The organism is Porphyrobacter sp. CACIAM 03H1, from assembly GCF_002215495.1.
Lineage (GTDB): Bacteria > Pseudomonadota > Alphaproteobacteria > Sphingomonadales > Sphingomonadaceae > Erythrobacter.
Genome location: NZ_CP021378.1, coordinates 2295718 through 2322208 on the forward strand (window position 1 = coordinate 2295718; position 26491 = coordinate 2322208).

Here is a 26491-nt window from a genome sequence, read left to right on the forward strand (position 1 = left end):
CGCCACACAAGGATTTTGGACAGGAGACAGATCTTGGCAGACAAGACGGCGAAACTCGAAATCGGCGGCCAGAGCTACGAGTACCCCGTGCTCGAAGGCAGCACCGGCCCCGACGTGATCGACATCCGCAAGCTTTACGCGCAGACGGGAGCCTTCACCTTCGATCCCGGCTTCACCTCGACCGCCAGCTGCGAAAGCGCGCTGACCTATATCGACGGTGACGAGGGCGTGCTGCTGCACCGCGGTTATCCGATCGGCCAGCTGGCCGAGCATTCGAGCTTCATGGAAGTCAGCTACCTGCTGCTGAACGGCGAGCTGCCGAGCAAGCAGGAACTCGACGACTTCAGCTACACCATCACCCGTCACACGATGCTGCACGAGCAGCTGATGACCTTCTACCGGGGTTTCCGTCGTGACGCGCACCCGATGGCGATCATGTGCGGCGTGGTCGGCGCGCTGTCTGCCTTCTATCACGACAGCACCGACATCTCCGATCCCGAGCACCGCAAGATCAGCTCGCACCGCCTGATCGCCAAGATGCCGACGATCGCGGCGATGGCCTACAAGTATTCGGTCGGCCAGCCCTTCATGTATCCGGACAACCGCCTGTCCTATACCGGTAATTTCCTGCGCATGACCTTCGGCGTTCCGGCCGAGGAGTATGAGGTGATCCCGGCGGTGGAGCGCGCGATGGACCGCATCTTCATCCTCCACGCCGACCACGAACAGAACGCCTCGACCTCGACCGTGCGGCTCGCCGGTTCCTCGGGCGCCAACCCCTTCGCCTGCATCGCGGCCGGCATCGCCTGCCTGTGGGGCCCGGCGCATGGTGGCGCGAACGAGGCGGCGCTCAACATGCTCAAGGAAATCGGCACGCCCGACAAGATCCCGCACTACATCGAGCGCGCCAAGGACAAGAACGATCCCTTCCGCCTGATGGGCTTCGGTCACCGCGTCTACAAGAACTACGATCCGCGCGCGACGGTGATGCAGAAGACCGTGCGCGAGGTGTTCGACGCGCTCAAGGTCACCGACCCGCTGTTCGAAACCGCGCTGCGGCTGGAGGAGATCGCGCTGAGCGATCCCTACTTTATCGAGAAGAAGCTGTTCCCGAACGTCGATTTCTACTCGGGAATCATCCTCTCGGCGATCGGCTTCCCGACCACCATGTTCACCGCGCTCTTCGCCCTCGCCCGCACCGTGGGCTGGGTGGCGCAGTGGAACGAGATGATCAGCGATCCCGGCCAGAAGATCGGCCGTCCTCGCCAGCTCTACACCGGGCCGACGCAGCGCGACTACGTGCCGCTCAGCGCACGCTGAGAGGCTGAAAAGCAATGTTGATGCTGAGGGCGGCAGGGATGTTCCTTGTCGCCCTCGGTCTTATCTGGGTGCTGCAGGGCACCGGCGTGCTGCACTGGCCGGCGGACAGCTTCATGCTCGGACAAGGCGACTGGGCCTGGCGCGGGGCGGGAACGGCGCTTGCGGGTGCCGCTCTAATCGGGCTCGCGGTCTGGCGTTCGCGCCGCTGAGCAGTGCGGATCAGGCGGCCGGAAGCTCCAGCGTGAACAGGGCGCCGCCGCCGGGAGCAGGGCCAACGGTCAGGCTTCCCTCCATCGCCTCGGCAAGCCGGCGCGAGATGTAGAGGCCGAGGCCCGATCCCTTGTCGCGCCCGCCGTCGCTGTCGCGGCCGAGGCGTTCGCCCTTGTCGAAGATGCGCTCCGCCTGTTCGGGCGTGATACCGGAGCCCTCGTCGGCAACCGTCACCGCCACCCGTCCCTCGCCTGCGGCACGGGCCGAGATCGTCACCGTGCTGGCCGCCGGGGCATAGGCGATGGCATTGCCCACGAGGTTGATGAGGATCTGCAGAACGCGCCGGAACTCGGCCGTGGCGACTGTCCGCCCACGCTCGCCCTCGACCACCAGCACCGTCTCGCGATGCTGGGCGCGCACGCCGAGGATGCCGGCGGCGCGGGTGGCGGCATCGGCAAGATCGACCGGCTCGCGCGCCGTGCTGAAGCCGGGCGTTTCGACCACCTCTAGATCGGCTAGGTCATCGAGCATGGCGGCAAGGTGCTGGCCCGCGCTGGCGATGGTGCCGGCATATTCGCTGTATTCCTCGCGCAGGGGCCCCGCGAGGCGCGCACGAATGGTCTCGGCATTGGCGATGATCCGGGTCACCGGCTGACGCAGCACAGGGGCGAGCGCGGTGCCGACGAGGCGGGTCGTCGCGGTCTCGGGCGCCTCGCTGGCGCTGTCGGCAGGCGGGGCCTCGGCAAGCGGCTCCTCGGCGATCAGCAGCAGTTCGAAGCCTTGCGGGTTGTGCGGGTCGGGCCCGAGCGGGATCAGCCGCGCGCGCCAGTGCCGTGCCGAGCCGGGCAGGCGGCAGGCCGCACCGTCGAGCAACCGCCAGTGGAGCGGCTGGTGGTGGCTGATGCCGGTCAGCTCGACCAGATCGCTCCACACCCGCCCCGGTGCCGCGCGCGCGGCGGCTTCGAGCGCGGCGGCATCCCGCGCGCGCGCGCTGAGCACCTGGACCTGCTGGCGCGCGTCGAGCCGCCCGCTGACCTCGGCGGTAGCCCGGTCGATGGCATCGATGCGATCGGCGAATTCGCGCGGATTCGGCGGGGTCACGGGACTGCGCTGCCAGTTCTCCACCAGCACCTCGCAGCCGCCTCCGTCGTCTTCGGCGAGCGGATGGATGCGGGCGAAGCCCGAAACCTCGGCATCGCCGTCATAGGCGGAAAAGCCGCGCGCGATCCTGAGGCCCATGCGCCGCGCCTGCTGCACCAGCGCGAGCAGTTCGGGGATCGCCAGCGTTCCCGGCAGATCGCCCCCGCAACGCTCCTGCAGCTCGGCCAGCGGCGCATCCGCGCTGAGCAGCCGGTCGCGCGCGTCGGTCAGGCCATAGGCGCCGAGCAGGCTGTCGGTGCGGTCCATGGCGTTCATCACCCCGCCTGCTCGCCGCCGAGCAGCGCGGCGGCACGCTCGGGCGAGACGGCGGCGAGCATACGCGGCGGGCGACCGGCGGGTTCGACCAGCAGCAACTGGCGCTCGATCGCCGGAGGTGCGAGACCCGCGGCGCGCAGCAGCAGGGCAAAGCGCATCCCCTGCCCTTCGTGACAGGCAAGCACCGCCGCACCGCGGGGCGTGGGGGTGGTCACGGCAAGAGCGCTCGCGAACATTGCCAGCCCCGCGTGATCCAGCGCCAGCGCGGCGACGACACCGCGGCGCAGGCTCGCCACCAGTCGCGCCATCAGGCCGAGCCGCGAGGCGCCCTCGTCATAAGCCGCCACCAGCCCTGCGCGCCCTGGTCCCTCGGGCAGCCGCGCGAGCAGGGTGTGAAACAGTTCGGCGGGCAGTTCCCCGAGCGGCAGTTCCATCCGCCGCTGGCCCTGTACGAAGCGCGATTGCGCCGCGAGAGCCGCCATCGCCAGTGCGGCGACTGCGGTGTCCTCGGACGCGATCAGCTCCTGCAGGAGCGGGCTCAGCACCGGGTCGATGGCGTGGCGCTGGTGCAGGCGCTCGGCGGCAAGGCTTTCGGCGGCCAGCGCATGGCAATGGGCGAGCAGCTCCGCATCGCCCGTGAGAGTCTCGGCAAGCGCTTCAGCCGCGAGCGGATCCATGCCGACGGCGCGGGTCGCCGGATCGTGGCCGGCCTCTGCGGCGACAAGCTGGGCGGCAAGATCGCCGATCATCCCGCGCACGCGGGCAAGGATCGCCTCGCTCAGGAGGGCCTGTGCTTCCGACCCGAGCAGGTGACGCAGCACAGGGACGACAGCCGACAGCGCGCGGGCTTCCCGCGCGAGTTCGTCCCGCAGGATCGCCTCGACAGCTTGGTCGGCGGCAAGGTCCATCGTCTCTTCGCCCATTATCGCATCCGGCCTAGCGCCGGCATAGTTAAGGACGGGTTAGATCAATCCTGTCAGCGGCGCAGCAGCAAAGCTGCGACCAGCCCCAAGGCGAGACAGGCGAGCGCTTCGGGTAAAAGGCCGAAGCCGGCGGCAAGCGCGAGGACAAGGAGCATGGCGGGCCGGTCGCCCGCGATGGTCGTGAGGTTCGCGCCCGGCGGGCGTGACACGGCGCGGGCAAGGCCTACGGCAACCGGTCCGAGCACGGCAAGCGGCTGCCATTCGGGCCAGGGCGCTAGCGCGAACCACAAGGCAAGGGCGACAAGCGCGTCTGCCGCAGCGCCCAGCACCGCCCCGCCGCGCGGCATGCGGTCCTCGCGCCGCAGCCGCGCGGCGAGCGTGCCGAAGGTCCGGGCGACCTCGCCGCCGAAGACTCCTGCCGCCGCCAGCGCGAGGCCTGCCGCCGGAAAGCCGAAGGCGGCGAGCATCAGCGCTCCCAACAGCGCCGCCAGCGCGAGGCTCCCGGCGACCACCCCACCCTGCGCCAGACCGCGCGGGACCAGCGACCGCACCAGCATCCCCGCCAGCGAGGCCGATGGTGCGCGCCAGTCGGCAACCGGGGCGGCGCGGGCGACGAGGTCTGCCTCGTGCCGCTCGACCATCGCCGCGCTCTCGGCCAGCAGCCAGCTCTCCGGCACCAGTTCGCGTGCGGCGAGTTCGCGCGTCGGGGTGCCAGCCTGAAGCGCAAGACGCAGCAGCAGCGATATGGCGTCGGCATCTTCGGGGAAATCGGACAGGTGCTGCACCGGCGCGCCGCGCATGGCCAGAACGCCCGCCCAGTGGCGGCTCGCGTCGATGCGCTCGAAATCCTCGGGGCGGCTCACGGCCAGCGGATGATCGGCGGGGATCGTTGCCACCGCCCGGCTCAGGCGGTCCTCGCCTCCCCCGCCGAAGACAGCGCGCACCACCTGCGGATCGGGAACCAGCCCGTCGAGCAGGACGACGAGATCGTCCTCCGCCCGCACCAGGGCGGGCAACGCGGCGAAACCCTTGAGTGCGTGGAACTGCACCCCGCCTGCCTCGAGGGCGTGCTGCAGGCCGAGGATGTCGTCCGTGGCGGCAAGGCTTTCGGTCAGGCACAGCACCCGCTCGACCCCGAGATCAGTCAGCAGCGCCGCCTGCCAAGCCAGCACGCTGCGCCCCGCAAGCGGCATGGCGGCACGCAATGTGCCGTCATCGCTCCGCCGGAGCGCGGCGATCAGACCGATGCGCATGGCTCCACCCTTCCCTTATCTCTCCCGCCGGGAGGATCAGGAATTGGCGGTTTCGGCGGCGCGGTTCAAGCGGGAGCCGCGGGGTTGCCCCCATTCGCGGCCCGGCGCGACGGATCAGCGGAACTTCGGATCGCGGCTGTGGGCGCGGTTGAAGCGGGCGAGCACCGCCTCGACCTCGCGGATCGCCATCGGCTCGCCGGGGGCGGCATGAAGCGCGATCTCGGCGGCCTGGAGCAGGTCGTCGGCGTGGAAGCTTGCGGCAAGGCCCTTCAGGCGCATCGCCGCGACGTGCCAGTTGCCGTCGCAGCGGGCGCGCTTCAGCAGATCGAGCTGTTTGGCCGCGCTTTCGAGGAAGGCGCTGCGCAGCTCGCGCAGCAGCACGGCATCATCGCCGGCCGCAGCCGCAAGGGTCGCATCGAGGGCACCGTGGTTGAACGCCATGCGGCAGGGATAGACCTGATTGGGTTAAAGCGGGGTTTATCCCGATAGGCGCTGTGGTATGGAGTGTCCCATGGCAGGACGGCACCAGATGCGCGCCTTGGGGCGCAAGAGCGGCGATGATGGCGCAGGGGAAATGGTTTCCGGCGAAACCGAGGCAGGCGAGGAGGCGCTCGTCCTCGCCGACACCTGGGTCGAGGAAGAAGAAACCGCCGAGGCCGCCTCCCCGCCCCGGAGCGGGTGGTTGGCGCCGGCCCTGGCGCTGCTGGTCGTCGCGGGGTGGACGGCGTTCTTCGTCTGGGCGCAGCTTCCGGCGATCACCGCCGGGGTCACGCCGGCGCAAGGGGCGGAATTGGTCGTCGCCTGGGCCATCCCGGTCGTGCTGGTCGGGATCGTCTGGCTGCTGGCGCTGCGCACCTCGCGCGCCGAGGCGCACCGTTTCGCCGCCACCGCTGCATCGATGAGCCGCGAGAGCGCGGCGCTCGAGGCGCGGCTCAAGGTCGTGAACCGCGAGCTCAGCCTCGCGCGCGAATTCCTCGCCGCCGAGGCGCGCGATCTCGAGGCGCTGGGGCGGATCGCGGCCGAGCGGCTCTCGACCCACGCGGGCGAGTTGCAGGCGCTCATCCGCAACAATGGCGCCGAGGTCGAGACCATCGCTAACACGAGCGAAACGGCGCTCGGCAACATGAACCGCCTGCGTGACGATCTGCCGGTGATCGCCAATGCCGCGCGGGACGTGGCGAACCAGATCGGCAGCGCGGGACGTGTGGCCGAGGAGCAGCTCGGACGTCTAGCGGGCGGGTTCGACCGGCTCGCCGCCTCTGGCGCCGAAAGCGAGACCCTCGTCGCGCGTCTCGGCGGCAATGTGGGCGAGACGCTGTCCGCCTTCGAGGACCAGCTCGCACGGATCGAGACGCTGGTGACCCAGCGTTTCGCCGCCTTGCAGTCGGAGGCCGAGACCTATCGTGCCCGCGTGTCCGAACTCGAGGAAGCGGCGCTTGCGGCGCTGCGCCAGCGTGCGGGCACGGCGGCGCAGGAGACCGAAACCATCGCCGCGCGTCTGCAAGAGGCCGGCGAGACCGCGCAGACACGGTTTGCCGAAGCGATCGCAGCGCTGCACGAGGGGCTGCTCGAAAAGCTCCGTCTGGTCGATGATCTCGACCGCAGCACCAGCGCGGCCTCGGGCGAGCGCATCACCCAACTTCGCGACGAGGCGATCCGCTTCGACGAACAGCTGGCGGCGCGCAACCGCCGCTTCGACGAGCTGATCGAACAGCGCCAGGCTGCTTTCGAGACCCACGAGGCGCAGGCCAGCGAAGTGTTGGCGCAGCGCCTCGCCGCGCTCGACGATGCTCTCGCCCAGCGGCGCGAGGCGCAGATGGCGGAGATCGAGAAGCTGGTGATCCAGAGCGAGGACATGGCCGCGCGCGTGGCCGAACTCGGCCGCGTGGTCGGCGAGGCCGGACAGACCGGCGAGGCGGCGCGTGCGAGCCTCATGGGTGCGCTTGAGGGCATCTCGCAGCAGCTCGCCGAAAAGCGCGTCGCGCTGGCGACCACCGAGGAGCAGATGGCACAGCTCACCGACCAGAGCGTGCGCCTACTCGAGATCCTGCAATCGGGCGCGCGCACCTGCCGCGAGGACCTTTCGGCCGCGATCGGCCAGGCGAATGCCGCGATCGAGGGCGTCGAGGCCCGGGCGGACAAGGTCGGGGCGCTGATGCTCCGGAGCACCGAGGCGGGCAGCGACCTTTCTGACTATCTCGTCAAGACCCGCGCCGAGATCGACGCGGCGGAAATCGCAATCGCCGGCTTCAAGTCACGCCTCGCCGAGGAGACGGAGGACGCTCTGGCCCGCCTGCAGGGCCTACGCGGCGGTTTCGCCCGTCTGGCCGAGGAGAGCGGCACGCTCGGTGGTGTGGCGCAGGAGAGCCTGCGCGAAGCGCTCGGGCAGCTCGAGGGCGCGATCAAGCAGGCCTTCGCCACGCTTGACCAAGGCGCGCGCGACCGGATGCTGGCTGCGGCAGGCGCCCTAGGGGCCGAAGCTGTCGAGGCGCTGGAGCGCACCTTGCGCAACGAGACCGCGGCGACGCTCGGCAAGCTCGAACAGTCCGCCGCCCACGCTTCGGGCGTCGGACGCGAGGCGGCGATCCAGCTGCGCGACCAGCTGGTCAAGGTCAACGAGCTCACCGGCAATCTCGAACAGCGCATCACCCGCGCCCGCGAACTGGCCGAGGAGCAGGTCAACAACGACTTCGCGCGGCGCATGGCGCTGATCACCGATGCGCTCAATTCGGCCGCGATCGACATCGCCGGCGCGCTGTCGAGCGAGATCGCGGACACGGCGTGGGAGGCCTATCTCAAGGGCGACCGCGGCATCTTCACCCGCCGCGCGGTGCGGCTCATCGACAACGGCACCGCCAAGGACATCGCCGCGCTCTACAGCGCCGACGAGACCTTCAGGGCCAATGTCAGCCGCTATATCCACGATTTCGAGGCTCTGCTGCGCCAGACGCTCTCGACCCGTGACGGGCACGTGCTGAGCGTGACCATGCTCGGGTCGGACATGGGCAAGCTCTACGTGGCGCTCGCCCAGGCGATCCAGCGCTTCAGGACCTAGCGGCCCGCGCCCGGCGGCTTGGGCAGGAAGTCCACATCGGCGGCGGTGATCCAGCCATTGAGATAGTTGGCGACGAACAGCGCGGTCAGCACTGCCGCGATCACCGTCGCGCGCAGCGCGAGCCGGCCGGGCCGGAAATTGACCGGCGCGCTGTCGGCCTGTCCCGGCACCTTCTCGACCCCCGCCTCCTCCGCCGTGCGGACGCCGAAGGGGAGCATGATAAAGGCGCTCATCACCCAGAACAGGAAATAGATGGCGGCGACTGAGGTGATCTGCATCAGGCCGCCGCCCCGGGCATCACCACGCGCACCTGCGGCCGCTTGCCCGACCAGCGCTGCGCTGCACGTCGGGCAGCAAGGCGGGCGGCCTCGCGGATCGCCGCTTCGTCGCGTGCGTCCCTGCCCTTGAGGCGCTTGATCGCGTTGAGGACATCCTGCGAGGCTTCGGCGAGGAATTCGGGCAGGTCCTCGTCGAGCGGCAGGCCTACCGCCTCGATCACCGGCTCCGCGCCGCGCGCCAGCACCACCACCAGCACCCCCTCGCCCGCAATGCGGCGGCGCATGGTGATCGCCTCGCCGTCGGCGGGCGCGATGATGTCGCCGTCGAGCACCAGACGGCCCGCGCGCACCTCGGCGATTTTGCCGGGCTTGCCAGGCGCGAGGCGCACGAGATCGCCGTTCTTCTGGACGACCTGCGCAGGAATTCCGGCTGCCTTGCCGACCCGCGCCTGTTCGGCCATGTGGCGGATCTCGCCGTGCACCGGCACGAGCACCTCGGGCCTGAGCCAGTCGTAAAGCGCCTCGAGCTCCGGCCGCCCGGGGTGGCCCGAGACGTGGATCAGCGCCTGCCGGTCGGTCACCATCGCGATCCCGCGTGCGGCGAGCTGGTTCTGGATGCGGCCGATGGCGATCTCGTTACCCGGGATCTGGCGCGAGGAGAACAGCACCACGTCGCCTGACGTCAGTTCGATAGGGTGGTTGTTCTCCGCCATGCGCGCCAGCGCGGCGCGCGGTTCGCCCTGCCCACCGGTCGCAAGGATCAGCACCTCGCCGCGGGGAAGGCCCATCGCGGTGTCGAAATCGACCGGCGTCGGGAAGTCCTGAAGGTAGCCATTGTCCTGCGCCACCTCGATGATCCGGTCGAGCGAGCGGCCCGCGACACAGATCTGCCGCCCTGTCTCGCGCGCGACCTCGCCCAGGGTTTGCAGGCGTGCGACGTTGCTGGCGAAGGTGGTGACGACAACCCGCTTGCCGGAATGACGCGCGACCTCCTCCATCAGCGCACGGTGCACCGCGCCCTCGCTGCCGGAGGAATTGGGATTGAAGACGTTGGTGGAATCGCAGACCAGCGCCAGCACGCCCTCTTCGCCAATGGCGCGCAGTTCTTCCTCGGTGGTCGGCTCGCCGATGATCGGTTCCTCGTCGAGCTTCCAGTCGCCGGTGTGGAAGATGCGGCCGTGCGGCGTATCTATCAGCAGGGCGTTGCCCTCGGCGATCGAGTGGGCGAGCGGCAAGTAGGTGATGGTGAAGGGCCCGAGTTCGAGCGTCCCGTGGTCTTCCTCGATGATGTTAAGTTCGACCTGCCCCAGCAGCCCGGCCTCCTCCAGCTTGCGCGCCACCAGATCGGCGGTGAAGGGCGTGGCATAGAGCGGAACGCCGAGATCGCCCGCGAAATAGGGCACTGCGCCGATATGGTCCTCGTGCGCGTGGGTCAGCACGATGCCGAGCAGGTCCTTGCGCCGCTCCTCGATGAAGTCGAGATCGGCGAAGACCAGTTCGACGCCCGGATATTCGTTGCCCGAGAAGGTCATGCCCAGATCGACCATGATCCACTTGCCCTGTGTGCCGTAGAGATTGACGTTCATGCCAATCTCGCCCGAGCCGCCGAGCGCAAGGAACAGGAGTTCGTCTTCGGGAGTGTAATCGTTCTTCAAGGTCAGTCCGGTTCTGTCTGGGAGGATCAGCCGCCCTCGGCCTGACGGGCGAGGATGGCGAGGCCATCGAGGGTGAGGTCGGCATCGACGTGATCGAAGATGTCGGTCGCGTCGTCGAACAATATGGCGAGCCCTCCCGTGGCGACAACCTTTGCTGGCCGTCCGATCTCCGATTTCATCTTCGCGACCATGCCTTCCATCATCGCGACATAGCCCCAGAACACGCCGATCAGCATCTGGTCCTCGGTGTTGCGGCCGATGACCGAGCGGCTGGCGGGAGCCTTGATCGCAATGCGCGGGAGCTTGGCGGTCTTGCCGACAAGGGCGTCGAGCGAAAGGTTGATCCCAGGTGCGATCGATCCGCCCTTGTAGGCGCCGGTGAAGTCTACCGCCTCGAACTTGGTGGCGGTCCCGAAATCGACGATGATCAGGTCGCCGCCGTACTTGTGGTGGGCGGCCAGGATGTTGAGCGCCCTGTCGGCTCCCAGCGAACTGGGCTGGTCGACGTCGATCTCGAACCGCCAGCGCGCGGCGCCCTGCCCCGCGAAGAGCGGGGTGATCCCGAAATACTTCTCGCACAGCACGGTAAGGTTGTGATCGGCGCGCGGTACCACGGAGGCGACGATGATTTGGCTGATGTCCGACCGCTCGACGCCCTCGATCTTGAGGAGTTGGAGCAGCCACACCGCATATTCGTCACCGGTGCGGCGCGGATCGGTCGCGATGCGCCAGCGCGCGCGGATCGTGTGCGTGCCGTCCGCGGCAAGGTCGAACAGCGCGAAGACGACATTGGTGTTCCCGACATCGGCGGCGAGCAGCATATACTTCGGTCCTCGGGTTAGGAGATATCGCCTGCGCGAATGACACGTTCGCGGCCATCCGCCAAGCGCAGGCGCAGGGCCCCGTCGGATTCCTCGAGCCCTGCGAAGGTGCCCGAGACGAACGAACCATCCGTATCGTGGACGGTGAGCGGCGAGCCTTGCGCATGGATCGATCCGGCAAGAAAGGCCCGGAGCGTCGCGCCGAGGCCGTAGGTGCGCCAGGCTTCGAGACGGCGGTCGAAGGCGGCGGCAAGGCTGGCGGCGAAATCCTCGAGCGGCGGGGCGGCGGCGACATCGGCAAGGGCTGCGGTCTTGCGGTCGGGCAGTTGCGGCGCGCGGGCGAGGTTGACGCCGATTCCGACGATGATGTGCCCGCGCACCATCTCGAGCAGGATGCCGGAGAGCTTGCCGCCCTCCAGCAGCACGTCGTTAGGCCACTTGAGCGAAAGCTCGGCGCCCTCCCCGATTGCAGCCGCGCAGGCATCGTGCACCGCGAGCGCGGCAACGAAGCTAAGCGACGCGGGCGGCGGGGAGGGTTCCCCGAGCGCTACGACGGTCGAGCCCATGAAGTTGCCCGCCCCGTCGAACCACTCCCGCCCCTGCCGACCGCGCCCGGCGGTCTGGCGGCGGGCGACCAGCCATGACCCCTCCGCCCACCCCTCTCCCGAGCGCAGGCGCGCGGCGAGGTCGGCGTTGGTCGATCCGGTCTCTTCGACGAGGTGGATCAAACCGCGAGGAACAGCGATGCGGCGGCCTTGCCGGCCAGATCGGTCAGCGAGGGCGTCAGCAGGTAACCGAGCGGCGAGATGATCAGCGCGGTCAGTGCGAGCAGCACCCAGTGGCCCGCTTCGCTCTTGCCGGTGACGAGGCCCGCAGGCTCGTCGAAGAACATCACCTTGACGAACTTGATGTAGTAGAAGGCCCCGATCACGCTCGCCGCGATAGCGATGGCGCCGAAGGCGACGAGGCCGGCCTCGATGGTCGCCTGGAACACCACGAACTTGGCGTAGAAGCCGAGCAGCGGCGGGATGCCGGCGAGGCTGAACATGAACAGCAGCAGCGCCCAGGCGATGGCCGGCCGGGTGACCGAGAGGCCGCGAATGTCGGCGAAGGTCTCGTAGAGCGCCCCATCCTCGGCCCGCAGCATCAGAAGCGCGACGAAGCAGCCGATGCTCATGGCAACATAGATGAAAAGGTACACCAGCATCGCCGCCGCCCCGTCGGCATTGGCGACCGCAAGGCCCAGCAGGATGAAGCCGATATTGTTGATCGAGGAATAGGCGAGCAGGCGCTTCAGGTTCTCCTGCCCGATGGCTCCCAGCGCGCCGAAGACGATCGAGGCCAGCGCCATGAACATCACGATCTGCTGCCATGCGGCGACCTGTCCGCCGAACACTTCGAACACCACGCGCGCGGTGAGGCCCACAGCGGCGACCTTGGGCGCAGTGGCGAAGAAGGCGGTGACGGGGGTCGGCGCGCCTTCATAGACGTCGGGCGTCCACATGTGGAACGGCACGGCGCTGATCTTGAAGGCGAGGCCCGACAGCACGAAGATCACCCCGAACAGCGCCCCATAACCCATCTCGCCGCTCAGCCCCGCACGCACCGCGGCAAAGGAAGTGCCGCCGGTGAAGCCGTAGAGCAGGCTCATCCCGTAAAGCAGTATCCCCGAGGCGAGCGCGCCGAGCACGAAGTACTTCAGCCCCGCCTCGCCCGAACGCGTGTCGCGGCGCAGGATGGCGGCGAGGACGTAGGCTGACAGGCTGTTGAGTTCGAGCCCGAGATAGAGGCTCATGAAATCGTTGGCCGAGACCATGATGCTCATGCCGACCGCCGCGAAGATCACCAGCACCGGATATTCGGCGCGCATTCCGCGCTCCGTACCGGCGGCGGGGCCAGCAAAGAAGGCGGGCGCGATCATCAGGGCGGCGATCGCCGAAAGGTAGATCAGCGCCTTGGCGAAAAGCGCGAAGCTGTCGATCTTGAGGAGGCCGCCGAAGGCCAGCGTTGCCGGACCGTCGCTTCCGGTGTGGAGGCCGGGGACGAGCAGGAAACCGGCGACGAACAGCGCGGCGGCCGCGCCGATGGCGATCTGGCGGGCACCCTTGTCACCGCTCCACGCGGCGACCAGCAGCAGCACCAGGCCGGTGAAGCTCAGCAGCAGCTCGGGAATGACGAGCGCGAAGGAAGCGGCGAAATCCATCAGTGCGCGCCCTCCTCGGCGCTCGAATGCTCGGAAGCCCCGTGATGCGACAGCGCATTGGCGGCCTCGGCGCGCGGGGTGCCCGGCGCGAGGCGGGCGTCACCCGCCGGGGCGGCGCTCGCAAGCCGCGCGTCGAGCACGGCGATATCGGCCCGCATGGGGGCAAGGAAGCTCTCGGGATAGACGCCCATCCACAGCACGGCGGCGGCGATGGGGGCCATCATGATCCACTCGCGCGCCGAGATGTCGGGCATGGCGGCGGCGTCTTCGTTGGTCTGCCCGCCGAAGGCGACGCGGCGGTAGAGGTAGAGCATGTAGGCCGCGCCGAGGATGATCCCGGTGGTGCAGATCAGCGCGACGAGGCTCGAGGTCTGGTAGATCCCCGCCAGCGACAGGAACTCGCCGACGAAGCCGCTGGTCCCCGGAAGGCCGATCGAGGCCATCGTGAACAGCAGGAAGAAGAGTGCGTAGTAGGGCATGTTGATCGCGAGGCCGCCGTAACGGGCGATCTCACGGGTGTGCAACCGGTCGTAGATGACCCCCACACAAAGGAACAACGCCCCCGACACGAGCCCGTGACTGAGCATCACGATCATCGCGCCTTCCAGACCCTGCACGTTGAAGGCAAAAAGTCCTACCGTGACGATCGCCATGTGCGCCACGGACGAATAGGCGATCAGCTTCTTCATGTCGGCCTGCACCAGCGCCACGAGCGAGGTGTAGACCACCGCCACCATCGACAGGGCGAAGACCAGCCAGGCGAACTGCGCGGATGCCTCGGGGAACATCGGCAGGCTGAAGCGGATGAAGCCGTAGCCGCCGAGCTTCAGCAGCACGCCCGCCAGGATCACCGAACCCGCGGTCGGCGCCTGCACGTGGGCATCGGGCAGCCAGGTGTGAAGCGGCCACATCGGCACCTTCACCGCAAAGCTCGCGAAGAAGGCCAGCCACAGCCAGGTCTGCGCGCCTGCCGGGAAGCCGTATTCCATCAGAGTCGGGATGTCGGAGGTTCCGGCCTCGGCCACCATCCAGAACATCGCGATCAGCATCAGCACCGAGCCGAGCAGCGTGTAGAGGAAGAACTTGTAGCTCGCGTAGATGCGGTTGTCCCCGCCCCACACGCCGATGATCAGGTACATCGGGATGAGGCCCGCCTCAAAGAAGACGTAGAACAGGAACAGGTCCTGCGCCGCGAAGGTGCCGATCATAAGCACTTCCATGAACAGGAAGGCCGCCATGTATTCGCCGACGCGCTTCTCGATCGAATCCCAGCTCGCCAGGATGCAGACCGGCATCAGGAAGACGCTGAGCATGATCAGCAGCAGCGCGATCCCGTCAATCCCCAAGGCATAGCTGAAGCCCGCGAAGAGCTCGGCGCGTTCGGTGAACTGCCACTGCGGGCCGCCGATCTCGTAATTGGACCACAGGACAACGCCGAGCGCGAAGGTGACGAGCGTCGCCCCGAGCGCGATCCAGCGGGCGGCATTGGCGCCAGCCAACAGGCACACCGCGGCGCCCGCCAGCGGCACGCACATCATCAGCGACAGGATGGGAAGGCCTTCCATTACGAAGCGCGCTCCTAAAGCAGAACGTAGGTGACAGCGGCGACCAGCCCGAGGAGCATGATCAGCGCATAGGTGTAGACGTAGCCCGACTGGATCGACTTGGCCGCGGTGGCGCTGCGATCGACCACCCAGGCGATGCCGTTGGGGCCGAAGCGGTCGATCGTGCCGACATCGCCGAGCTGCCAGAACCAGCGACCGAAGGCGAAGGCGGGCTTCACGAACAGCGCGTCATAGAGCTCGTCGAAGTACCACTTGCGGTAGACGAAGTTGTGCAAGGCTCCGAAGGTGGCAACGAACCTGCCCGGGATGTCCGGCCTGGCGATGTAGGCGAGGTAGGCGCCCGCGAAGCCGAGGATCATCACCACGAAGGCAGTATACTTCACCCAGTAGGGGACCGCGTGCATTGCGTGGATCAGCGCCTCGTTGTAGAAGATCGAGCCGTTCCAGAAGGCCGCGCTATCGAGGAAGGCGGGCGCGAAGACCTGCCCTGCCGCGATCGCACCGAAGGTCAGGACGCCGAGCGGGATCAGCATCGACACCGGGCTTTCGTGCGGGTGATAGCCTGCCGTGCCTTCGTGATCGTCCGCCGAGGGAACGTCGTGCACCGCGTCGTGTCCGGCATGCTCCTGCTTCGGCGGGTTGTGGTGGTCGCCGTCGTGGTGGCCGTCATGCACCGCGTGCTGGATGTGCTCCGACTGCGCCCAGCGGGGCTTGCCCCAGAAGGTGAGGAACATCAGGCGCCACGAATAGAAGCTGGTTAGCAACGCCGCACCCGCACCGGCCCAGAAGGCGGCCTGCCCGGCCCCATTGCCGCGCGCGAAGGCGACTTCGAGGATCGCGTCCTTCGACCAGAAGCCCGCAAAGCCTGCGCCGAGGTGATAGACCCCGAGGCCCGTGATTGCGAGCGTGCCGGCCAGCATCGCGTAGAAGGTCAGCGGGATGTGCTTCCGAAGGCCGCCATAGTAGCGCATGTCCTGTTCGTGGTGCATCGCGTGGATCACCGAGCCCGCACCGAGGAACAGCAGCGCCTTGAAGAAGGCGTGGGTGAAGAGGTGGAACATCGCCGCGCCGTAGGCGCCGACGCCCGCGGCAAAGAACATGTAGCCGAGCTGCGAGCAGGTCGAATAGGCGATCACCCGCTTGATGTCCCACTGCGTCGTGCCGATCGTCGCGGCGAAGAAGCAGGTGGCGGCACCGATGATGGTGACGATCATCAGCGCGGTCGGCGCGGTCTCGAACATCGGCGAGAGGCGGCACAGCATGAACACGCCCGCCGTCACCATGGTCGCGGCGTGGATCAGCGCGGAGACCGGCGTCGGGCCCTCCATCGCGTCGGGCAGCCATGTGTGCAGGCCCAGCTGCGCGCTCTTGCCCATCGCCCCGATGAACAGGAGGATGCACAGGATGTCCATCGTGTAGAGGCGCATCCCGACGAAGGTGATCGTCGACCCGCTCATGGCGGGGGCAGCGGCGAGGATTTCGGGGATCGAGGTCGTCTGGAACACCAGATAGGTGCCGAAGATGCCGAGCATAAAGCCGAGGTCGCCGACGCGGTTGACCACGAAGGCCTTGATCGCCGCGGCGCCCGCCGAGGGCTTCCTGAACCAGAAGCCGATCAGCAGGTACGAGGCAAGGCCCACCCCTTCCCATCCGAAGAACATCTGGACGAGGTTGTCGGCCGTGACAAGCATCAGCATCGCGAAGGTGAACAGCGACAGATAGGCGAAGAAGCGCGGCTGATCCGGGTCTTCCTCCATGTACCCCCAGGAATAGAGGTGCACGAGCGCAGAGACCGAGTTGATCACCACCAGCATGACCGCGGTGAGCGTGTCGACCCGCAGCGCCCAGTCGAAGCTGAGCGTGCCGCTCTCGACCCACTTGAGCACGGGCACGACCGCGGCGGTTTCCGTGCCGCCCAGGAAGCCGAGGAAGATCGGCCACGAGAGGCCCGCCGACAGGAACAGCGCGCCGGTGGTCACGGACTTGGCCGCGACGTTGCCGATCATGCGGTTGCCCAGCCCTGCGACGAGGGCAGCCACCAGCGGCGCGAAAACGATGATAAGGATCGGATGCATCGGAGCCTTACCCCTTCATCCGGTTGATGTCGTCGACCGCGATCGAGCCGCGGGTGCGGAAATAGATCACCAGGATCGCAAGGCCGATCGCGGCCTCGGCGGCGGCGACGGTCAGCACCAGCATGGCGAAGACCTGACCGGTCAGGTCCTGGAGGAAGGCGCTGAAGGCGACGAGGTTGATGTTCACCGCAAGCAGGATCAGCTCGACCGCCATCAGGATGACGATCACGTTCTTGCGGTTGAGGAAGATGCCCAGCACGCCGAGCACGAACAGGATCGCGCCGACGGTGAGATAATGTTCGATGCCGATCACAGCTCGACCCCCTGCCCGATCCCGGGCTGCTTCATGACGGTTGCCTCTTCCGGGCGGCGGCGGATCTGCTTGCCGACATCCTGCCGCGCGCGGGCACCCGGCTTGGGCGGCTGGAAGGTCAGCACGATCGCGCCGATCATCGCCACCAGCAGGATGATACCGGCGATCTCGAAGAGAATGATGTAGCGGCCGTAGAGCAGCGCGCCCAAGGCCTCGATGTTGGAAGTGTTCGCCGCCTGCACCGCGCTGCCGTCAGGCGTACCGAGGGTCAGCCCGCCCGCGTTGTAGGCGCCCACTCCCAGCAGCAGCTCCGCCAGCAGAACCGCGGCGATCAGCAGCCCCAGGGGGGCGTTGCGGCTGAAGCCTGCGCGCATGGCGGCGAAATCGATGTCGAGCATCATCACGACGAACAGGAACAGCACCGCGACCGCGCCGACATAGACGATCACCAGCAGCATCGCGATGAACTCGGCGCCGAGCAGCACCATCAGGCCGGCAGCGTTGAAGAACGCGAGGATCAGCCACAGCACCGAGTGCACGGGGTTCCTCGCCATCACGACCATGACGGCGCTGGCGACGACGATGGTCGCGAAGAAATAGAAGGCGATGGCCTGTATCATATCGATCCCCATGCCTCTCAACCGCTCGCCCTGAGCTTGTCGAAGGGCAGTCCTTCTTTGATCCCGGAAACTGAAGTGCAGGGCTTCGACAAGCTCAGCCCGAACGGAGTTTCAAACTTTGCCGCGCCCTAGCGATAGGGTGCGTCGGCTTCAAGATTGGCCGCGATGGCCCTTTCCCATTTGTCACCATTAGCAAGCAGCTTGGCCTTGTCGTAAAGCAGCTCCTCGCGGGTTTCGGTCGAATATTCGAAGTTCGGCCCCTCGACGATCGCATCGACCGGGCAGGCTTCCTGGCAGAAGCCGCAATAGATGCACTTGGTCATGTCGATGTCGTAGCGGGTGGTGCGGCGGCTGCCGTCCTCGCGCGGTTCGCTCTCGATGGTGATCGCCTGCGCGGGGCAGACGGCCTCGCACAGCTTGCACGCGATGCAGCGTTCCTCGCCATTGGGATAGCGCCGCAGCGCATGCTCGCCGCGGAAGCGGGGCGAGAGCGGGGCCTTCTCGAAGGGGTAGTTGATCGTCACCTTGGGCCTGAAGAAATACTTCAGCGTCAAGGCGTGGGCCTTGAGGAATTCCCAGAGGGTGAACGACTTGATGAGGTGGGAGACGGTGGTCATGACTGGCCTCTCACAGCGGTCTGCTGCGCGGGGTTGGACTGGACGAATTCGGCGGGCGACGCGGCGGTTTCGGCCGGGCTGAACCGGTCGAAATGGCCGGTCGCCATCAGGTAGCCGCTGGTCGCCGCAACGAAGAGCAGGCTCATCGGCAGGAACACCTTCCACCCGAGGCGCATCAGCTGGTCGTAGCGGTAGCGCGGCACGGTCGCCCAAATCCAGCTGAACATGAAGAAGAACACGAAGGTCTTCAGCAGGAACCAGATGATCCCCGGCACCGCGTAGAGCACCGGAATGTCGAGCGGCGGCAACCACCCGCCCCAGAACAGCAGCGTGTTGAGCGAGCACATCAGCAGGATGTTCGCGTATTCACCCAGCCAGAACAGCGCGAAGCTCATCGAGGAATATTCGGTCTGGTAGCCCGCGACGAGCTCGCTCTCGGCCTCGGTGAGGTCGAAGGGCGCGCGCGCGGTTTCGGCCAGCGCCGAGATGAAGAACACCACCCACATCGGGAAGAGCAGCGGATGGATCGCGTAGGCGTTGATCAGCCCGAGGCCGAAGCCCTGCTGCGCGTTCACGATTCCGCTGAGGTTGAAGGTGCCGGCAAACAGCACGACGCACACCAGCACGAAGCCGATCGAGACTTCGTAGGAGATCATCTGCGCCGAGGCGCGCATCGCCGAGAAGAACGGGTACTTGGAGTTCGACGCCCACCCGCTCATCACCACGCCGTAAACCCCCATCGAGGAGATCGCGAGAATGTAGAGCAGGCCGACATTGATGTCCGACAGCACCACGCCCGCATCGAAGGGGATCACCGCCCAGGCCGCTAGGGCGACCGTGAAGGTGATGATCGGCGCAATCAGGAAGATGCCTTTGTTCGCGGCCGAGGGGATTATGGTTTCCTGAAGGAAGACTTTGAGCCCGTCGGCGAAGGACTGGAGCAGGCCGAAGGGCCCGACCACGTTGGGCCCGCGCCGCAGCATGATCGCGCCCAGCACCTTGCGGTCGACATAGATCACCATGGCGACGGAGAACATTACGAGCAGCGAGATCACGATGATCCCGGTCAGCGTCGCGACGGTCCAGGCCCATTCGTAAGGCAGGCCGAGGGATTGGAAGAAGGCGGTCATTCCGCGGCCTCCCTGACATCTGCCCCGTGGAGCAATTCATCCGAACACCGCTGCATCACCTCGCTCGCGCGGGCGATGGGGTTGGTGAGGTAGAAGTCCTTGATCGGATAGCCGGCAAGCTCGCCCTCGAACTTGGCGGAGCTGTCCGCCTTGGGCAGCGCACCGTAATCCGCGAGGCCCTCTTCCCCGAAGGCGGGGACAGCGGCGATCATCTTCGCCTGAAGCTCCGAGAAGCTGTCGAACCCGACGGTGACGCCCAACGCATCGGCCAGCGCCCGCAGGATCGTCCAGTCCTCGCGCGCGTCACCGGGTGCGAAGACCGCCTTTTCGGCGAACTGCACACGGCCCTCGGTGTTGACGTAGGTCCCGTCCTTCTCGGCATAGGATGCGCCCGGCAGGATGATGTCGGCGTGATGCGCGCCCTTGTCGCCGTGGTGGCCGACATAGACCTTGAGGCTGCCCGCGTAGGGCGCATAGTCCATCTCGTCCGCGCCGAGGCTCAGGAGCACCTTGGGGGAAGCGGCGGCGATGTCGCCCATCCCGCCCGGCAGCGTGAAGCCGAGCATCAGCGAAGCCATCCGCGCCGCGGAGATGTGCAGCACGTTGAAGCCGTTCCAGCCCTCACGGACCAGATTGAACTTGTCGACCAGCTTGAGAGCAGCCGGCAGCGCGCCCTTCGCGAGCGCCGCCGCACCGACGATCACCGCCGGACGCTGGGCCGACTTCATGACGTCGCCCAGTTCCTTGGGCACGCGGTTCAGCAGCTTGAGATCGGAGCCGAGGAAGGTCGCAGGGTAAGTCGGGTCCCATTCGGGGCCGATGATGAAGACCTTGGCCCCCGCCTTCACCGCCTTGCGCAGGCGGACGTTGAGCAGCGCGGCTTCCCAGCGGACATTGCTGCCGACGATCAGGATGGCATCGGCGGTCTCGATCCCGGCGAAGGTCGAGTTGAAATTCACCGCCGCGAGGTTCGACACGTCATAGGTCATGCCGGTCTGGCGCGCCTCGGTGAGGTTCGAGCCGCAGGCATTGACCAGCGCCTTGGCGGCAAACATCGTCTCGGCATCGAGGAGGTCGCCCGCCACCGCCGCGATGCTGGCCTTGTCGCCTTCAAGGGCGCCTGCGATCATGCCGAAAGCCTCGGTCCACTCGGCCGGCTGCAGGCGGCCGTCGCGGCGCACCCACACGCGGTCGAGGCGGCGCTTGGTGAGGCCGGCGACCTGGTAGCGGCCCTTGTCCGACAGCCACTCCTCGTTGACGTCGTCATTGATGCGCGGCAGCGCGCGCATGACTTCGCGGCCCTTGGAGTGCAGCGTGATGTTGGCACCCACAGCGTCGGAGACGTCGATGCTCAGCGTCTTCTTGAGCTCCCACGGCCGCGCCTCGAAGGCATAGGGCCGCGAGGTCAGCGCACCGACCGGGCACAGATCGATGACGTTGGCGCTGAGTTCATGCGCCGCCGCCTTTTCGAGGTAGGTGGTGATCTGCATGTCCTCGCCGCGGTACAGCGCGCCGATCTCGTCGACGCCCGCGATCTCCTCGGAGAAGCGCACGCAGCGGGTACAGTGGATGCAGCGGGTCATGATCGTCTTGATCAGCGGGCCCATGTACTTCTCGGTCACCGCGCGCTTGTTCTCGTGATAGCGCGAGCCGCCGCGGCCATAGGCCACCGCCTGGTCCTGAAGGTCGCACTCGCCGCCCTGGTCGCAGATCGGGCAATCGAGCGGGTGGTTGATGAGCAGGAACTCCATCACCCCCTCGCGGGCCTTCTTGACCATCGGGCTGTCGGTGCGGATTTCCTGGCCCTCGGTGGCGGGCAGCGCGCAGGAGGCCTGCGGCTTGGGCGGCCCGGGCTTCACCTCGACGAGGCACATGCGGCAATTGCCGGCGATCGACAGCCGCTCGTGATAGCAGAAGCGCGGGATTTCCTTGCCCGCCATCTCGCAGGCCTGGAGGACGGTGGCGCCCGCCGGGACCTCGATTTCCTGACCGTCTACGGTGACCTTGGGCATCAACGCCTCCTCTTCGGCATGGGCTTGGGAGCGGGCGCTCCCGAAAGGCGGCTCAATAGGTAGAGATGCAAGGCCAATTCTCCGCGACGCGCGAAAGCCGGGAAGGAAACGGAGGGGCGCTTGGCCGCACATTCGGCCGGCGCGGACTCGACGTCCGCAAGCGCGGCGGCTTCTTCCGCGCTGCCCCGCTTGGTCGCCACGAGGGCGAGGACCGCCTCGGGCCGGGACCGCACGGCGCACTCCGCAAATTGCGAAAGCTGGGCCTCGTGCCGGTCGACCACGAACATCGGCCGGTAATAGGGGTGAACCTCGGACACCGGAACGGCCGGGAGTTGAGGCTGATCGGTAGCAGCCGCATCGGCAACCGCGAGGGACAGGGACTTGTCCTGCTGCGCCAGTCCGATCAGGGCCTCCGCCAGGATGACACGGTAGACGCCCGGTTCGTAGGAGGTTGTGCTGCTGCGGAACCAGTATGCCTTAATGCAATTTTCGTCGAGCAGCCGCGCCTTATCCTTTACCATGGCCGTTGCATCGGTGGTGTCGCGCACGAAGGTATCCGCAGCGAGCGGGTACTTCTCGACCACACAGCGCGCCGTGTAATCGAGCAGCTTCAGGTTCTCCGCATCGCCCAGCGGTCCGATGGCACCGTCGATCAGCGCCTGATCCGACGGCTCCGCCGCGAGGGGCGAAGCGAGGAACAGCGCGGTTATCGCACCAAGGAAGGGCTTGCGCCGTCTCGTCACTCGGCCGCCTCCGCGAAGCGGGCGTTGTGCTCGTTGATCCGCCGCTCAAGCTCGGGGCGGAAGTGGCGGATGAGGCCCTGGATCGGCCACGCGGCGGCGTCGCCCAGCGCGCAGATGGTGTGGCCCTCGACCTGCTTGGTCACCTCGTGGAGCATGTCGATTTCCTCGATCGCCGCATCGCCGGTGCGCAGGCGCTCCATCATGCGCCACATCCAGCCCGTGCCTTCGCGGCAGGGGGTGCACTGGCCGCAGGACTCGTGCTTGTAGAAGTAGGAGAGGCGGCTGATCGCGCGGACGATGTCGGTCGACTTGTCCATGACGATGACCGCCGCGGTGCCGAGGCCCGAGCCCAGTTCCTTGAGCCCGTCAAAGTCCATCGGCGCGTTGCGGATCTGCTCGGCGGGCACCAGCGGCACCGAGGAGCCGCCGGGGATCACCGCCAGCAGATTGTCCCACCCGCCGCGGATACCGCCGCAGTGCTTCTCGATCAGCTCTTCGAAAGAAATGCTCATGGCCTCTTCGACGACGCAGGGCTTTTCCACGTGGCCGGAGATCTGGAACAGCTTGGTGCCCTTGTTGTTCTCGCGCCCGAAGCTTGAGAACCACGCCGCCCCGCGCCGCAGGATGGTGGGGGCGACGGCGATGGACTCGACGTTGTTCACCGTGGTGGGGCAGCCATAAAGGCCCGCGCCCGCCGGGAAAGGAGGCTTCAACCGCGGCTGGCCCTTCTTGCCCTCGAGGCTCTCGATCATCGCGGTCTCTTCGCCGCAGATATAGGCCCCCGCGCCGCGGTGCATGAACACGTCGAAATCGTAACCCGAACCGCAGGCGTTCTTTCCGATCAGCCCTGCATCATAGGCCTCGGAAATCGCCTTCTGGAGCGTCTCGGCCTCGCGGATATACTCGCCGCGGATGTAGATATAGGCCGCGCGCGCGCGCATCGCGTAGCCGGCGACCAGCGCGCCTTCGACCAGCTTGTGCGGGTCGTGGCGAATGATCTCGCGGTCCTTGCATGAACCGGGTTCGGATTCGTCGGCGTTGATGACGAGGAAGCTGGGCCGCCCGTCGCGCGATTCCTTGGGCATGAAGGACCACTTGAGACCCGTCGGGAAGCCCGCCCCGCCCCGCCCGCGCAGGCCGGATGCCTTGATTTCCTCGATGATCGCATCCTGCCCGCGCGCGAGCAGCGCCTTGGTGTTGTCCCAATCCCCGCGCTTCTGCGCTGCCTTCAGGCTCCAGTCCTGATAGCCGTAGAGGTTGGTGAAGATGCGGTCCTTGTCAGCCAGCATCACTGCATTCCCTTGTTCTTGGCGCGCTTGATGCGCACCAGCGAAATCACCTGGAAAACGAGGCCGAGGCCCATCACGATTACGCCCATCTCGTAGGGCCCGGTCACGGTCAGCACCGCGCCCAGCGCAAAGCCGGTCAGGCCGAGGATCGCGAGGAGAAGCGTCAGCGGGTTCATCCGATCGCTCCCGACTGCCACAGGCCGGCCAGCACCGCGATAATCAGCAGGATCACCCCCACGCGCATGAGGCCCATCAGCACCTTGTAGGCGATGAAGGCCAGCACGAGCGCGCCGAGGATGGATGCGACCGCTTCCACCTTACCACTCGCCCCGGTAGTCGTGGTTCTCCGTCACCATGTCCTTGAGCGTGGTCGGCCCGCCCGAAGGTTCGGAGGTGTGACGGCCCGGCTCCTGCGTGCCGGTCTTGGGCTGCTGGCCCGCGGCGAGCGCATCGAGCACGGCATCGAGGCGTTCCGGCGTCAGGTCCTCGTAGTTGTCGTCGTTGATCTGGACCATCGGCGCGGTGGCGCAATTGCCCATGCATTCGACCTCGGTGAGGGTCCACAACCCGTCAGCCGAGACCCCGCCCTTCACCATCCCGCGCTTCTTGCAGGCCGCGATGATGTCGTCGGAGCCGCGCAGCATGCAGGGCGTGGTGCCGCACACCTGCACGTGGAATTTGCCCACGGGCTTAAGGTTGTACATGAAGTAGAAGCTCGCGACCTCGAGCACGCGGATCACCGGCATATCGAGATACTTCGCGACATATTCGATCACCGGCAGCGGCAGCCAGCCCTGCGTATCGGTCTCGGCACCCACCTGACGCTGGGCAAGGTCGAGCAGCGGCATCACCGCCGAGCGCTGACGCCCCTCGGGATACTTGGCGATATGCCAGTCGGCGGTCTTCTTGTTCTCCGGCGTCCACGCGAAGCCGCCCCAGCGGGCGCGCAGTTCGGGGGTGTCGGGAGCGGGGGTACGGTCAGCCATTATCTGTCACACTCGCCAAAAACCACGTCGATCGCGCCGAGGATCGCGGTCGCGTCGGGCAGCATGTGGCCCTTGGACATGAAGTCCATCGCCTGAAGGTGCGAGAACGCCGTGGGGCGGATCTTGCAGCGGTACGGCTTGTTGGTGCCGTCGCTGACGAGATAGACGCCGAATTCCCCCTTGGGACTTTCGGTCGCGACATAGACCTCGCCCGCGGGCACGTGGAAGCCTTCGGTGTACAGCTTGAAGTGGTGGATCAGCGCTTCCATCGACTGCTTCATCTCGCCGCGCTTGGGCGGCACGACCTTGGTGTCGGTCGAGGCGATCGGGCCGCCCGGCATGTCGCGGAGGCACTGGCGCATGATCTTGGCGCTCTCGTAGACTTCCTTCACGCGCACCATGAACCGGTCGTAGCAATCGGAATTGGTGCCGACCGGGATGTCGAATTCCATGCGGTCATAGACGTCGTAGGGCTGGCTCTTGCGCAGGTCCCACGGAATGCCCGCAGCGCGGATCATCGGGCCCGAGAAGCCCCATGCAATCGCGTCCTCGCGCGACACGACGGCGATATCGACGTTGCGCTGCTTGAAGATGCGGTTGTCCATGACGAGGCTCATCGCGTCCTCGAACAGCTGGAAGAAGCGGTTGTCGAGCCAGTCGCCGATGTCGACCAGCAGCTTCTCCGGCACGTCCTGGTGGACGCCGCCCGGACGGAACCATGCCGAGTGCATGCGAGCGCCCGAGGCCCGCTCGAAGAAGTTGAGGCAGTCCTCGCGCAGGTCCATGATCCACAGGTTCGGCGTGAAGGCGCCGACGTCGAGGATGTGCGCCCCCATGTTGAGCATGTGGTTGCAGATGCGGGTCAGCTCGGCGAACAGCACGCGCAGGTACTGGGCGCGCAGCGGAACCTCGAGGTTCAGCAGCTTCTCGATGGCGAGCACATAGGAGTGCTCCATGCACAGCGGCGAGCAGTAGTCGAGCCTGTCGAAATAGGGCAGCGCCTGGAGATAGGTCTTCTGCTCGATCAGCTTCTCGGTGCCGCGGTGGAGCAGGCCGACATGGGGGTCGATCCGCTCGATCACCTCGCCGTCCAGCTCCATCACCATGCGCAGCACGCCGTGCGCGGCCGGGTGCTGGGGGCCGAAGTTGATCGTGTAGTTGGTGATGACCTCGCCCTCGGTGGTGGGCGACTGTTCGAGTTGCATGCTCATCGGCCACCCTCCTTCGAGGTGGGATCAGGGGCGCCGGGGGCGGGCTTGCCGGTGTCCTTCTGCTCGGGCCCCGGAGGGGAGACGCGCGTGGCGGCGGCCTTGTCGGCATCCTTGCCCGCGCCGGTCTGGGCCGGCCTGTCGGTGGTCTTGGGCTCGGCCACCGGCGGCGTGCCGCGCGATTTCTCGTCACCCGGCAGCACGTAGTCCGCGCCTTCCCACGGCGAGAGGAAGTCGAAGGTGCGCATTTCCTGCGGCAGCACGACAGGTTCGTACACCACGCGCTTTTCCTCCTCGGAATAGCGCAGTTCGGTGTAGCCCGTCATCGGGAAGTCCTTGCGGAACGGGTGCCCCTCGAAGCCGTAGTCGGTGAGGATGCGGCGCAGGTCGGGATTGCCGGCGAAGGTCACGCCGAACATGTCGAACACCTCGCGCTCGAGCCAGCCCGCGTTGGGCCAGAGCGTCGTGACGGTGGGCACCGGGGTGTCCTCGGAGGCCGAGCACTTCACCATGATGCGGTGGTTCTTCGTCAGGCTCTGGAGCATGTAGACCACCTCGAACCGCTCCTCGCGGCTCGGGTAGTCGGCCCCGGCGATTTCCATCAGCTGCTGGTAGGCGTGATCGTCGCGCAGGATGCGCAGAACCTTCTCGACCGCATCGCGCTGGATGCGGAAGATCACCTCGCCGTGGGCCTCATGCGCATCTACCAGCCAGACCGAGATGGTCTCGCTGATGGCGTCGATCACGCCCTCGTTCGAAGCGAACTTCGGGGCGGAGTGGAGAACAGCCATGTCCTGAC

The 26491-nt window shown here is 67.0% G+C and carries 26 protein-coding genes; 3 read left to right on the forward strand and 23 right to left on the reverse strand.

The genetic code is table 11. From position 1 onward, the window contains the following. Positions 1–33 precede the first annotated feature (33 nt). Positions 34–1320, forward strand: a complete 1287-nt coding sequence (locus CBR61_RS10980; RefSeq protein WP_088914396.1) for a citrate synthase — start codon at positions 34–36, stop codon at positions 1318–1320. Positions 1321–1334: 14 nt separating this feature from the next. Then, complete coding sequence (locus CBR61_RS10985) at positions 1335–1529, forward strand: hypothetical protein (protein WP_088914397.1); 195 nt, start codon at positions 1335–1337, stop codon at positions 1527–1529. A gap of 10 nt (positions 1530–1539) precedes the next feature. Here the strand turns inward: CBR61_RS10985 and CBR61_RS10990 are convergent, their stop codons facing one another. The 4 genes from CBR61_RS10990 to CBR61_RS11005 form a co-directional block, all read right to left on the reverse strand. Next, complete coding sequence (locus CBR61_RS10990; RefSeq protein ID WP_324616814.1) at positions 1540–2946, reverse strand: HAMP domain-containing sensor histidine kinase; 1407 nt, start codon at positions 2944–2946, stop codon at positions 1540–1542. Beyond that, positions 2946–3869: a hypothetical protein gene (locus tag CBR61_RS10995; RefSeq protein ID WP_088914398.1), complete on the reverse strand. Its 924-nt coding sequence runs from the start codon at positions 3867–3869 to the stop codon at positions 2946–2948. Before CBR61_RS10995 ends, CBR61_RS10990 begins: the two co-directional genes overlap by 1 nt. Positions 3870–3922: 53 nt before the next feature. Then, the gene (locus tag CBR61_RS11000; RefSeq protein ID WP_088914399.1) at positions 3923–5122 is read right to left on the reverse strand and encodes a hypothetical protein; all 1200 of its coding nucleotides are present in this window, start codon (positions 5120–5122) and stop codon (positions 3923–3925) included. Between the two features lie 114 nt (positions 5123–5236). Beyond that, the gene (locus CBR61_RS11005) at positions 5237–5563 is read right to left on the reverse strand and encodes an Hpt domain-containing protein (protein WP_088914400.1); all 327 of its coding nucleotides are present in this window, start codon (positions 5561–5563) and stop codon (positions 5237–5239) included. Between the two features lie 70 nt (positions 5564–5633). On the opposite strand from CBR61_RS11005, the gene CBR61_RS11010 reads away from it, so the two are divergent. Then, positions 5634–8177 carry an ATPase gene (locus CBR61_RS11010; RefSeq protein ID WP_088914401.1) on the forward strand — a complete coding sequence of 848 codons (2544 nt, stop codon included), beginning with the start codon at positions 5634–5636 and terminating at the stop codon, positions 8175–8177. On the opposite strand, the gene CBR61_RS11015 is transcribed toward CBR61_RS11010, so the two are convergent. The 19 genes from CBR61_RS11015 to CBR61_RS11095 form a co-directional block, all read right to left on the reverse strand. Next, positions 8174–8455: a DUF1467 family protein gene (locus CBR61_RS11015; RefSeq protein WP_088914402.1), complete on the reverse strand. Its 282-nt coding sequence runs from the start codon at positions 8453–8455 to the stop codon at positions 8174–8176. The two genes, CBR61_RS11010 and CBR61_RS11015, sit on opposite strands and share 4 nt — an antisense overlap. Then, positions 8455–10041 (reverse strand): ribonuclease J, encoded by a 1587-nt coding sequence (locus tag CBR61_RS11020; RefSeq protein WP_088915585.1) that lies wholly within the window; start codon positions 10039–10041, stop codon positions 8455–8457. Before CBR61_RS11020 ends, CBR61_RS11015 begins: the two co-directional genes overlap by 1 nt. A 95-nt stretch (positions 10042–10136) precedes the next feature. Continuing rightward, entirely contained in the window at positions 10137–10931 is a 795-nt protein-coding gene (locus CBR61_RS11025) for a type III pantothenate kinase (RefSeq protein ID WP_088914403.1), read from the reverse strand. Positions 10932–10948: 17 nt separating this feature from the next. After that, entirely contained in the window at positions 10949–11659 is a 711-nt protein-coding gene (locus CBR61_RS11030; protein ID WP_088914404.1) for a biotin--[acetyl-CoA-carboxylase] ligase, read from the reverse strand. Next, positions 11656–13134 carry an NADH-quinone oxidoreductase subunit NuoN gene (nuoN, locus tag CBR61_RS11035; RefSeq protein WP_088914405.1) on the reverse strand — a complete coding sequence of 493 codons (1479 nt, stop codon included), beginning with the start codon at positions 13132–13134 and terminating at the stop codon, positions 11656–11658. The genes CBR61_RS11030 and nuoN overlap by 4 nt, the downstream gene beginning before the upstream one ends. Then, positions 13134–14699 carry an NADH-quinone oxidoreductase subunit M gene (locus tag CBR61_RS11040; protein ID WP_088914406.1) on the reverse strand — a complete coding sequence of 522 codons (1566 nt, stop codon included), beginning with the start codon at positions 14697–14699 and terminating at the stop codon, positions 13134–13136. The genes nuoN and CBR61_RS11040 overlap by 1 nt, the downstream gene beginning before the upstream one ends. 14 nt (positions 14700–14713) lie before the next feature. Further along, entirely contained in the window at positions 14714–16774 is a 2061-nt protein-coding gene (gene nuoL, locus CBR61_RS11045; RefSeq protein WP_088914407.1) for an NADH-quinone oxidoreductase subunit L, read from the reverse strand. Between the two features lie 7 nt (positions 16775–16781). Continuing rightward, the gene (nuoK, locus tag CBR61_RS11050; protein ID WP_088914408.1) at positions 16782–17087 is read right to left on the reverse strand and encodes an NADH-quinone oxidoreductase subunit NuoK; all 306 of its coding nucleotides are present in this window, start codon (positions 17085–17087) and stop codon (positions 16782–16784) included. Continuing rightward, on the reverse strand, positions 17084–17707 hold the full coding sequence (locus CBR61_RS11055; protein ID WP_088915586.1) for an NADH-quinone oxidoreductase subunit J: 624 nt from the start codon (positions 17705–17707) through the stop codon (positions 17084–17086). The genes nuoK and CBR61_RS11055 overlap by 4 nt, the downstream gene beginning before the upstream one ends. Before the next feature lie 128 nt (positions 17708–17835). Continuing rightward, on the reverse strand, positions 17836–18324 hold the full coding sequence (gene nuoI / locus CBR61_RS11060; protein ID WP_088914409.1) for an NADH-quinone oxidoreductase subunit NuoI: 489 nt from the start codon (positions 18322–18324) through the stop codon (positions 17836–17838). Further along, positions 18321–19454: an NADH-quinone oxidoreductase subunit NuoH gene (gene nuoH / locus CBR61_RS11065; RefSeq protein ID WP_088914410.1), complete on the reverse strand. Its 1134-nt coding sequence runs from the start codon at positions 19452–19454 to the stop codon at positions 18321–18323. The genes nuoI and nuoH overlap by 4 nt, the downstream gene beginning before the upstream one ends. Further along, the gene (gene nuoG, locus CBR61_RS11070) at positions 19451–21466 is read right to left on the reverse strand and encodes an NADH-quinone oxidoreductase subunit NuoG (protein ID WP_088914411.1); all 2016 of its coding nucleotides are present in this window, start codon (positions 21464–21466) and stop codon (positions 19451–19453) included. The genes nuoH and nuoG overlap by 4 nt, the downstream gene beginning before the upstream one ends. Further along, a complete protein-coding gene (locus CBR61_RS11075; protein WP_088914412.1) occupies positions 21466–22209 on the reverse strand; it encodes a hypothetical protein in 744 nt (247 codons plus the stop codon). Before CBR61_RS11075 ends, nuoG begins: the two co-directional genes overlap by 1 nt. Next, positions 22206–23498 (reverse strand): NADH-quinone oxidoreductase subunit NuoF, encoded by a 1293-nt coding sequence (gene nuoF, locus CBR61_RS11080; protein WP_088914413.1) that lies wholly within the window; start codon positions 23496–23498, stop codon positions 22206–22208. Before nuoF ends, CBR61_RS11075 begins: the two co-directional genes overlap by 4 nt. Then, positions 23498–23674: a hypothetical protein gene (locus CBR61_RS16850; RefSeq protein WP_157696568.1), complete on the reverse strand. Its 177-nt coding sequence runs from the start codon at positions 23672–23674 to the stop codon at positions 23498–23500. Before CBR61_RS16850 ends, nuoF begins: the two co-directional genes overlap by 1 nt. Next, positions 23671–23814, reverse strand: a complete 144-nt coding sequence (locus tag CBR61_RS17010) for a hypothetical protein (RefSeq protein ID WP_172835953.1) — start codon at positions 23812–23814, stop codon at positions 23671–23673. The genes CBR61_RS16850 and CBR61_RS17010 overlap by 4 nt, the downstream gene beginning before the upstream one ends. 1 nt (position 23815) lies before the next feature. Further along, a complete protein-coding gene (gene nuoE, locus CBR61_RS11085) occupies positions 23816–24484 on the reverse strand; it encodes an NADH-quinone oxidoreductase subunit NuoE (protein WP_088914414.1) in 669 nt (222 codons plus the stop codon). After that, a complete protein-coding gene (locus CBR61_RS11090; protein ID WP_088914415.1) occupies positions 24484–25695 on the reverse strand; it encodes an NADH-quinone oxidoreductase subunit D in 1212 nt (403 codons plus the stop codon). Before CBR61_RS11090 ends, nuoE begins: the two co-directional genes overlap by 1 nt. After that, on the reverse strand, positions 25692–26483 hold the full coding sequence (locus CBR61_RS11095; RefSeq protein ID WP_088914416.1) for an NADH-quinone oxidoreductase subunit C: 792 nt from the start codon (positions 26481–26483) through the stop codon (positions 25692–25694). The genes CBR61_RS11090 and CBR61_RS11095 overlap by 4 nt, the downstream gene beginning before the upstream one ends. Positions 26484–26491 lie beyond the last annotated feature (8 nt).

Excerpts from the sequence above, each read along its gene's own strand:
- CBR61_RS10985 (WP_088914397.1), top strand. The coding sequence starts at position 1,335 with ATGTTGATGCTGAGGGCGGCAGGGATGTTCCTTGTCGCCCTCGGTCTT.
- CBR61_RS10990 (WP_324616814.1), bottom strand. The coding sequence starts at position 2,946 with ATGAACGCCATGGACCGCACCGACAGCCTGCTCGGCGCCTATGGCCTG.
- CBR61_RS10995 (WP_088914398.1), bottom strand. The coding sequence starts at position 3,869 with ATGGGCGAAGAGACGATGGACCTTGCCGCCGACCAAGCTGTCGAGGCG.
- CBR61_RS11000 (WP_088914399.1), bottom strand. The coding sequence starts at position 5,122 with ATGCGCATCGGTCTGATCGCCGCGCTCCGGCGGAGCGATGACGGCACA.
- CBR61_RS11005 (WP_088914400.1), bottom strand. The coding sequence starts at position 5,563 with ATGGCGTTCAACCACGGTGCCCTCGATGCGACCCTTGCGGCTGCGGCC.
- CBR61_RS11010 (WP_088914401.1), top strand. The coding sequence starts at position 5,634 with ATGGCAGGACGGCACCAGATGCGCGCCTTGGGGCGCAAGAGCGGCGAT.
- CBR61_RS11015 (WP_088914402.1), bottom strand. The coding sequence starts at position 8,455 with ATGCAGATCACCTCAGTCGCCGCCATCTATTTCCTGTTCTGGGTGATG.
- CBR61_RS11020 (WP_088915585.1), bottom strand. The coding sequence starts at position 10,041 with ATGAACGTCAATCTCTACGGCACACAGGGCAAGTGGATCATGGTCGAT.
- CBR61_RS11025 (WP_088914403.1), bottom strand. The coding sequence starts at position 10,931 with ATGCTGCTCGCCGCCGATGTCGGGAACACCAATGTCGTCTTCGCGCTG.
- nuoN (WP_088914405.1), bottom strand. The coding sequence starts at position 13,134 with ATGGATTTCGCCGCTTCCTTCGCGCTCGTCATTCCCGAGCTGCTGCTG.
- CBR61_RS11040 (WP_088914406.1), bottom strand. The coding sequence starts at position 14,699 with ATGGAAGGCCTTCCCATCCTGTCGCTGATGATGTGCGTGCCGCTGGCG.
- nuoL (WP_088914407.1), bottom strand. The coding sequence starts at position 16,774 with ATGCATCCGATCCTTATCATCGTTTTCGCGCCGCTGGTGGCTGCCCTC.
- CBR61_RS11055 (WP_088915586.1), bottom strand. The coding sequence starts at position 17,707 with ATGATACAGGCCATCGCCTTCTATTTCTTCGCGACCATCGTCGTCGCC.
- nuoI (WP_088914409.1), bottom strand. The coding sequence starts at position 18,324 with ATGACCACCGTCTCCCACCTCATCAAGTCGTTCACCCTCTGGGAATTC.
- nuoH (WP_088914410.1), bottom strand. The coding sequence starts at position 19,454 with ATGACCGCCTTCTTCCAATCCCTCGGCCTGCCTTACGAATGGGCCTGG.
- nuoG (WP_088914411.1), bottom strand. The coding sequence starts at position 21,466 with ATGCCCAAGGTCACCGTAGACGGTCAGGAAATCGAGGTCCCGGCGGGC.
- nuoF (WP_088914413.1), bottom strand. The coding sequence starts at position 23,498 with ATGCTGGCTGACAAGGACCGCATCTTCACCAACCTCTACGGCTATCAG.
- CBR61_RS16850 (WP_157696568.1), bottom strand. The coding sequence starts at position 23,674 with ATGAACCCGCTGACGCTTCTCCTCGCGATCCTCGGCCTGACCGGCTTT.
- nuoE (WP_088914414.1), bottom strand. The coding sequence starts at position 24,484 with ATGGCTGACCGTACCCCCGCTCCCGACACCCCCGAACTGCGCGCCCGC.
- CBR61_RS11090 (WP_088914415.1), bottom strand. The coding sequence starts at position 25,695 with ATGAGCATGCAACTCGAACAGTCGCCCACCACCGAGGGCGAGGTCATC.
- CBR61_RS11095 (WP_088914416.1), bottom strand. The coding sequence starts at position 26,483 with ATGGCTGTTCTCCACTCCGCCCCGAAGTTCGCTTCGAACGAGGGCGTG.